Below are 8,904 nucleotides of genomic sequence, written 5' to 3' on the forward strand. Positions count from 1 at the left end.
GTCGCAGTAAAGCTATCGGTCAGCGTTTGGCCAGCCCCTAACTGCTGGATGGTTGTTTGTGCATTGTTCGCCGTGTACGTCCACACCCCATTGGCAGCCACGGTAAAGGTACCGTAGGTGCCTGCCACAGAAGGCTGGGTGATGAAACTGGATTGGCCGGCATCCACATCGGCAATGGTCAAGGTACCGCCGCTGCTCAGATTGGCATTTATTACATTCGCATCTTCGGTGACTGTCCCGGTAGACACCCCGGCAATTACCGGGACATCATTGGTACCCTGGATGGTCACAGTGACCGTTTGACTGGCACTGCCATCGGCTGAGGTCGCAGTAAAGCTATCGGTCAGCGTTTGGCCAGCCCCTAACTGCTGGATGGTTGTTTGTGCATTGTTCGCCGTGTACGTCCAGACCCCGTTGGTGGCCAGGGTAAAGGTACCGTAAGTGCCTGCCACAGAGGGCTGGGCGATAAAACTGGATTGGCCGGCATCGACATCGGCAATGGTCAAGGTACCGCCGCTGCTCAGGTTATTGTTGGCAACATTCACATCTTCGGTGACCACAGCAGTCGCAACACCGCCGATCTCTGGTATATCATTCGTCCCGGTAATCGTCACCGTAACCGTTTGACTGGCACTGCCATCTAAAGAAGTCGCAGTAAAGCTATCAGTCAACGTTTGGCCAGCCCCTAACTGCTGGATGGCTGTTTGTGCATTGTTCGCCGTGTACGTCCACACCCCATCGGCGGCCAGGGTAAAGGTCCCGTAGGTGCCTGCCACAGAGGGCTGGGCGATAAAACTGGATTGCCCGGCATCAACATCGGCAATGGTCAAGGTACCGCCGCTGCTCAGGTTATTGTTGGCAACATTCACATCTTCGGTGACCACAGCAGTCGCAACACCGCCGATCTCTGGTATATCATTCGTCCCGGTAATCGTCACCGTAACCGTTTGACTGGCACTGCCATCGGCTGAAGTCGCAGTAAAGCTATCCGTTAATGTTTGGCCAGCCCCTAACTGCTGGATGGCCGTTTGCGCATTGTTCGCCGTGTACGTCCACACCCCATTGGCGGCCAGGGTAAAGGTCCCGTAGGTGCCTGCCACAGAAGGCTGGGCGGTAAAACTGGATTGGCCGGCATCGACATCATTAATGGTCAACGTACCGCCGCTGGCCAGATTGGCATTTATTACATTCGCATCTTCGGTGACCGCAGCAGTCGCAACACCGCCTACCTGAGGTACACCATTGATCCCTGTAATGGGAGTTATATTTCCCGCAGCGGCATCGACTTCGGCTAGAATAGCTTTTTGGCCTGGGGGTAAAAGAATATTTGGAATTTCTGTTCCATTTGGCTCTTGGGTATTGGCGCTAAAAGTATCAAATCCAGCTGCCACACTTCCAATTCCGTAGGAAGGCTCATAGACAAAGATACTGCCACCACTACCTAAAACAGGCCCTTCCCCTGCTGCAGTTGCTTCAAGCGTTTCAAGTAAAGCTACCGGATCAATGCCATTATCAACTGCTTTTTGTAGCAAATTTTCAATATCTTCTTGAGAGCTCTGTGAAATATTTTTTAGTAGTGGAGAAATACCATCCAAATTAAAAGGGGTATTTACTGCGAGTTTAATATCCCCTAATTCAATGGCATGAAGAAGTGCATCACCGCTCAATAAGAATAGCTGCTCTCCTTTCATTACTTGGGTGCCATTCTTTGCGATGGATAGCTGGCCACTCGCGTTACTTTTAATTAATAGTCCGTTAAGAGAATCAACAATCCCAGGTATCGTTTTACTCATCTCTAACATCCCCAAAACTGGACATTTTTTCTGGGTCGTCATGAACCAGTTAGCATTAAGTACAGTACTACTTACCTTTATCTCATCTTACAAGTATAGCTTCAATATTAGTGCAATTTTTAAACTATTTAAATCTTATTTGTAATTATTTGGTTAAGAAGGGTTCAACATCGCTGAGATAACATCCTTGGCCCCATTTTAGATGTATATTGTTTATTGCTTGCCACTGTGTTTCTGTTTCTATTTGTGTTGCAATAACTTGAATATCTAAGGTACAAGCCATTTCATTGAAATAATGAAGTAAAAACTGTTTGTTTTGGTTTTCGGCCAGGTCATAGGTTAAGCTACCATGCAATTTTAGGTAAGTAATAGGTAGCTCACTTAGGTAATGCATTGGCGAAAAATGAATTCCAGCTTGATCAACACCTACTTTTATATGTAATTTTTGTAACAGCTTTACAAAAGACATCACTTTTTCAAAATGTACTAATACAAACTGTTCATTAAATTCAATAAAGAGATTACTACGTGACTCAATTGAGAGAGTTTCAAGTTTTTTAATATAATCAGTCCGATGATCTTCATTTGTTACTGTCTCTTGAGTCAAATTTAATGCAATTTTTGTATGGCTTAAAAGATCGGCAGCAATAATTTTTGTTAAAACAAACTGATCTATTAAATAAGCAATTCCTGCTTTTTCGGCGATGGGTATGAAATAGCCAGCAAATACCTGCTGTCCCTGCTCATTAATGCGGACAAACAATTCCTGATGATAATTTTCTCTGCTAGAAGTGACCCATTGAGAAAAAAGAGATATTCTGCCTTCAGATATGGCAGCCATGATACCCTTGCTATCAAGATTTATTTTATAGGGTATAGCTATGTTAGCATCAAACGCTATCCCTTTAGCTTCTTCCCTTGCTTTTTTTAGTACCAAATCAGTTTCAGTAAGCAACGTGCTAACAGACTGATGCAAAGAGTAAGAAGCAGCTGCAATAAATACGTTGCATACACTGTTATTAAATAATTTACGAACACTGAGATTAAACTCATTACAACGCTTTATAAATAAATCTGGATCATTTTCTCTAACAAGCAAACCAAAGTTACTACCACTAATTCTTGCCATACAGATAATCATTGCGGAGGGCCAAAAATTTACACAGGCCTTTGCTACATCCTGAATAATTTTATCTCCTGCCTGATACCCTTGTTTTTTATTTAGTGGTTCTAAGCCATCAATGGCCAGGATTACAAGAAAACCTGGTGTAAACTCTTCTTCATTACTTAGTAATGCCGTTGTTTGTTGCAAAAAATAACGTCGATTACCTAAATCAGTTAACGGGTCTTGAAAAGACTGATGGCGTAACATTTCCAATTGTTGCATCTGTTCTTGAAATAATCGCTTAATACGCATCACCATTTGATTCATAGCAAGAGTAACTTTTTTTAATTCCGGTGTTTTGGGGATAATAGTTTCAATAGGAAATTCCCCTTCACAAATGGCATTGGCCTGATCCCTCACTCGTTTTAAAGGTTTCAGCAACCATTGAATGAATAAATAAACAATTAACAGCGAAATCAGTGCAAATAAAAGATACCAATAAACCAGTTCCACCGCATTATGCCAGAGCGCGTTAAAGGCATAATTACAATCACTTGCTACAAAAACTTCCCCTACCTGATTCCATCCGCGCATCACAACAGAGGATTGGACAGAAGCTGGCCATTTAATCAGCTGAATAAACCATGAAGGAACTTCCTGTTCTTTTGGAGAGGAATAACGCGATACCAATAACTCGCCATTTAGATCGCGAACTTCAATCAAAGCAAAATACCCTCGATCAAAGACCGCTTCAACCATCGAAAGCATCAGTGCTTTATCTTTACTATTTAAAGCTTGAGATAAAGATAAACCGAGAGAGGTTGCAGTATCTTGTGCGTTACTATTCATCTGTTGGATGAAATAATTACGCTCATTATTTAAAGTAATCAAATAGGTGCCAATAAAAATTAACATTAATAAACTAAGCACACCCAAAGCCATCTTCTTGGTTAATGTCATGCTAATCACCCTTTTTTTGCATTCTTTCTATCAGATCCCGCCATTTAGATAATCTAGCCGAATCACCCAATGGCTTATCATTTCCGCGTTGTTTTGCCAACCATAATCCTTCCCCGTTAAAACTATAAACAGGGATTAAATCAGGCCTTTTTGAAGCGGGTAAAATCTTTCCCGTTAAATTATCAAGTATTAACGGTTCCAAATCGGGCTTTGCATAATAAGCCAAAACCATATGAGCTCGATTGAACTCAACAGATTTAACATAGGTAATACGTAAAGTCTGTATGGGAACTCCTAAAGCAAGTAGTGTAAAATATTTTGCAATAGAGAAATCCTCACAATCCCCACCACCATCTGCAATAAATTCATCGGGAGTTTTCCAATAATCAGTAGTTCCTTGATAACTCTTATCTTGTTCAAAGGTAAATTGATTAAAAAAATCATTCACCGCTTTCAGCTTATTATTTAAAGACTGGCTACGATAATTAATTATTAGTTGTTTCCATGCTGTAAAACGGCGTTTGGCGGGATCTTTAGAGTCTTGTTGCCTCATCACAATCTCTTTATGAGAGGCAACCGAATGACTGTATTTAGGAAAACTATTCTGAGGTGCAAGAAAAAAGAGTAAAAACAACAGCCCAGCCAAGGTATTAGCTACATTTTGGTTCTTGCCTGTAAGTAACCAGTATTCCTTGTACATGCGCTATTTCCTTCAGCCTCTCCATACCATTCCCTGCATGGCCACGGTACTCATAAGGACCAACCACCACATTAAAGCAATCTGTACATTTGCTCAGTGACTCAATGCATGCTGCAAATCCAAGATTGCGTAAACGGTTTCTCAATGCAATAGCATCTGCTTTTAACTTTAGACGTCCTGCAGAAACATACCAAATTCTTGGCGTCACACCAGGCGGTAGAGTCGTATTTTTTGCGATTATTGCTTTTGTTAAGGGAGTCGTATCCATATTCTTTACTGGTTGCGCCAGATATAAAGACCTGTCCGTTGTATCCGGATAGGGTAATTCATCCATCGCCTTGTTCAACAGTATATGCGTCTGGGCTGAACTGAAAACATCATTATTTACGACGTTTTGCGGTAAGCGCATCTGCAGATAACACAGCAACCGACCCATGCCATTGAGCAACCGATAACGACTATAAACCTCGTCATTGATTCCACGGGCCAACTCTATTTGTGACTGATAGTACTCATTCTGAGAATCCAGCAAATCCAGCAGTGTTCTTTTGCCAACCTTAAACTGTTCTTGATAAGCACTGCGAGTCTCTCTTGAAGCAACAACATGCCGCCGTAGCGGATTTAAACGCAACCCGGAGGCTGTCCACGCATTCCAGGACAACCGCACAGACTCCTTCATATCGATCAAAGCCTTATTCTTCAATTCATAGGCTTCTTGAACCTCATAGGCCGTCTGCCGTACATTGGCATCATCTGAACCGCCACGAAACAAATTATAATTCATCCGAATCATCGCCATTCGGTCATTATTCGGCCCTATCAATCCATCCAGGTTACGGTTTTGGGACGCACTCAATACAAAATCAACGCGCGGATAATACGCTGCCCGCGCAACATCATATTGTGATTTCGCCTCTTTCACATCCGCATAGGTTGAACGGACAGTTGGATGGTTATCTAATCCTCGCTCTATTGCCTCACCTAATGAACGAGGCAAATCCTGGTGTGTCGGTACACGCGGCCACACCAATTTCCCTGGCCACTTCCCTACAACCTTCGCGTAATTAATCCGTGCTTCCTGCAAGTTCGCTTCCGCACTGATTTTATTCGATTCCGCCAAAGCCAGGCGAGCATCGGCTTGGTCTACCTCTGCCTCGCGCGATACGCCTGCTTCACTCCGATCTTTTATCATGCCAAAAACTGCACGATGCGCATGATAGTTGGTGATTGCATACCCATATAATTTTTCGTGGAGAATCACCAGTAAATAGCGATTTATGATTTCTAGCGCTAAATCTTCCGCCACGCCTTGCGTTTTCAATTCCTGCGCTTGATACAAACTCTTCGTTCGTTTGACTTCATTAACTATACCGCCGCCAGCAAACAGATTTTGCTTTAACTCAATGTAGGATTCCGTACGATTCAATATCCTGATACCAGGCCCATCAATCGCTTCTGTCGTCGGGTTATCACTCCTTTCTCGACCAAAGCCCGCATTCGCATCGATAGTCGGCCACCAGCCTCCTCGAGCCTTATCTATCCCTTGACGCGCGGATAACTGCTTCGCCGTGTTATATAGAACATCAGGGTTAGAAATCATCCCGTGCTGCACTGCTTCATTTAATGTGTCCGCTCTTAATGGAGAGGTTGCAACAATAGCCAATACCAGTAAGCAATACCTCATTCATCCATCCTTCCCTGCTAGCAACATTCTCTAAAGATTAATAAGCTAATCCAAACTTCTATTAACATCAACTGTTTTGAAGCAATAGTTATTTTATAAATAGCCTTTCCACGTCCTGATCTAACCCCGAAAAGGAGCAAACCAGGTAGGTCTATTCAAACTCCCTGTTCACTTACACGCCCATTTCATTGACTACAACCACGGGAATTTGAGGGGTAATGTCCTGTATCGAATGAACTGTCGTGGCATCCACATTAAGCCCAACAAAAGTAAGCGTCGCACCATTAGCAAAATTCACATTCAAATCTTGTCCATTATTACTATTAGAAAACGGAGTTTGTTGATCCAGCAAATTGTCCAGATCATTCACATTCTCAACATTGATTACACTTTCAAATTTAAGCACATCCTGCGTCGGATTGAAATTATGGATAGTATTATTGCCTTTTAATGTTTCAAGATTAAGTAATAAAGTATCCTGATCGGTATCAAATCCAAGATCGATCACATTATTGCCTGACCCCCCATCAACAATATCAGCACCTTTACCGGCGTTAATGGTATCGTTTCCTTCTTGCCCGAAAATTCGGTCATTTCCGGAGCCACCTTCGAGAGTATCATGGCCTCCAGATCTTGTATTACCATTTGCTAACACGGTTTCCTGAGCCAATTCATGGGCATGATTATTGATATAATCCAGAGTATCAGCGCGGGTCCAGTTATATTGTGCATTGTTTTCTAATTCATTAAAAACTGCCCAACCTGAGCCTAGTGGTAAATCAAGCCCTTTATCTGCTGCAAGTTTATCCGTATAAAGTGTGTCACCATAAATAAGATCATTATCACCATAACCTACAATATGGTCACTACCAGCCGCATTTAAGGTAATAAATGGATTTAATTGCGCTAAAATGTCATTTAATATTGCGGGTGAATTAGCATTAAAAGCTATTCCTGTGCTGTCAATATCATTCAGGTAACTGGTAGCCGCTGCATTATCAATCGATACCGCACGTAATATTCCATGACTTTGTAACGCATCTACTTCACTAAAGGTATCAGCAATACTTCTTACATAGTCATTAGAGCCACCACCAGTAGCAGTAGTACTACTAACAGCCAATGTTTCAAAATCGCCATCACTATCGTTATCGACTCGATATTGCTGTGTACCATCAAGATCCCGTGAGTTAGATTCTGAGATTAGATTATTAAAATCGCGTGTTGTTGCACCACCTGTTTCAGTACCATATAAATTTCTAATAAGAACTTCTTCTGTTAAAGAACCATGGCCCATAACAGAATTTTGACTCGTATAATTTGTGGAGTCTCCATCCATATAGAATGTAGGTAAACCATCAGTTAAAAATATAGTTTGTTGAATATCCGCAGCGCCTGCGGAGGTGTCAAACCACTGATGGGTTGCTCCCAAAGCCGCTTCGTAGTTGGTACCTCCTGTTGCTTGTAAACCCGCAATAAAATTAAGAGCTCCTGCTAAACCAGCAGCCGTACTAATGTTAAAAGTTCCTTGATTATTTACAAAGGTGCTAAAAGAGGTTAAATGAACATTAATCGTAGCATTTTCTGTATCTGATAATTGGTTTAACAAATTAGATACTAAATTTTTCATGACAGTTAAACGGGATTGATTATTGCCAAAAATTTCACCCATACTGCCGGATGTATCAAGAATAAACGCTAAATTGGCTACCTTACCTACAACTTCTACACCGCCAACATCTCCCACTAAAATGTCGGCTCTTCCATCACCAGATATTGTACCTTGCCCACTACCCACTTCGTAATTGGGTAGACTATTCCCTGTATCATTAGTATTTGTACCTACTATAAGCACAGGAGGCGACGTGTCATGAGTATTAATAATTAAATTAGCCGAACTATAATCACCATCGCCATCACGAATAGTGTAAACAAATTGTTCTGTACTATCTTCCAATGTTTCATAGGATGTATAACTGTAATCACCACTAGTAAAATCGAATCTTAGCGTTCCGTGGAATTGTGTATCTTCAATAAGAACAAAACGATGACCATTGGCATCAATAGCAGCATTCTCGGCTAAATAAGTAACTCCATTATGTTCCAGGGAAACTACTTTCGGATCGGTCCCACCATCAGCACCATAAGAATCGACTTGCCCATTCGGACTAGGATTTGAAATTACATTACCATTAACAAAACTTGCCTCATTCACATTCGTTAGATTATCAAAAGCTACTGGGCCGTCATCATCAAAACCAATGTTACCTCCCAAATCCAGTAGCTTAGAATCTGTATGAGTATCACCATCGCCATCAGTGATGATGGCCGTAGCTAACAATCCAACCAGTCCATTATTTAACCATATTTGCTGGGCAGCAAAATTAGCGTTTGTACCCGGTAAATCGTGATCAATTTCCCTTTGTTGAGTAAGTGTCACTAAGCCAGTACTAGAATTAACTCCCAATGAAAAGACTGTATTCGCCCCAGTCACGCCAGCTGCCGTTGCCGAGGTTGAACCGATAACCTCGCCGTTGATGTTGTAAAGGTGAATCACCTGCCCATCCGATTTTAGCCCGGAATCAACGCCGGCGGATGCCAGTAAATTAAGGTGGTAAGTCCATGCCACAGAACCAGCCCCATCCGCACCAAAATTCGAAGC

At 42.1% G+C, this 8,904-nt stretch carries 5 protein-coding genes; all 5 read right to left on the minus strand.

The annotated features are described in order from the left end of the window. Positions 1-1,793, minus strand: a 1,793-nt coding sequence (locus ACN4Z1_RS11260; protein ID WP_419423046.1) for a VCBS domain-containing protein, incomplete at its 3' end; no start/stop codon positions are given. Between the two features lie 145 nt (positions 1,794-1,938). Next, the gene (locus ACN4Z1_RS11265; RefSeq protein ID WP_228364505.1) at positions 1,939-3,858 is read right to left on the minus strand and encodes a LapD/MoxY N-terminal periplasmic domain-containing protein; all 1,920 of its coding nucleotides are present in this window, start codon (positions 3,856-3,858) and stop codon (positions 1,939-1,941) included. Position 3,859: 1 nt separating this feature from the next. Beyond that, complete coding sequence (locus ACN4Z1_RS11270; RefSeq protein ID WP_228364503.1) at positions 3,860-4,558, minus strand: transglutaminase-like cysteine peptidase; 699 nt, start codon at positions 4,556-4,558, stop codon at positions 3,860-3,862. Beyond that, positions 4,509-6,242 (minus strand): TolC family outer membrane protein, encoded by a 1,734-nt coding sequence (locus ACN4Z1_RS11275; protein ID WP_419413451.1) that lies wholly within the window; start codon positions 6,240-6,242, stop codon positions 4,509-4,511. Before ACN4Z1_RS11275 ends, ACN4Z1_RS11270 begins: the two co-directional genes overlap by 50 nt. 172 nt (positions 6,243-6,414) lie before the next feature. Next, a partial coding sequence (locus ACN4Z1_RS11280; protein WP_419423047.1) for a DUF5801 repeats-in-toxin domain-containing protein occupies positions 6,415-8,904 on the minus strand: 2,490 nt, incomplete at its 5' end.

The organism is Legionella sp. ST3F1 (genome assembly GCF_048553315.1).
Lineage (GTDB): Bacteria > Pseudomonadota > Gammaproteobacteria > Legionellales > Legionellaceae > Tatlockia > Tatlockia donaldsonii.

Coding starts and splice junctions, on each gene's coding strand:
- ACN4Z1_RS11265 (WP_228364505.1), bottom strand. CDS start 3,858: ATGACATTAACCAAGAAGATGGCTTTGGGTGTGCTTAGTTTATTAATG.
- ACN4Z1_RS11270 (WP_228364503.1), bottom strand. CDS start 4,558: ATGTACAAGGAATACTGGTTACTTACAGGCAAGAACCAAAATGTAGCT.
- ACN4Z1_RS11275 (WP_419413451.1), bottom strand. CDS start 6,242: ATGAGGTATTGCTTACTGGTATTGGCTATTGTTGCAACCTCTCCATTA.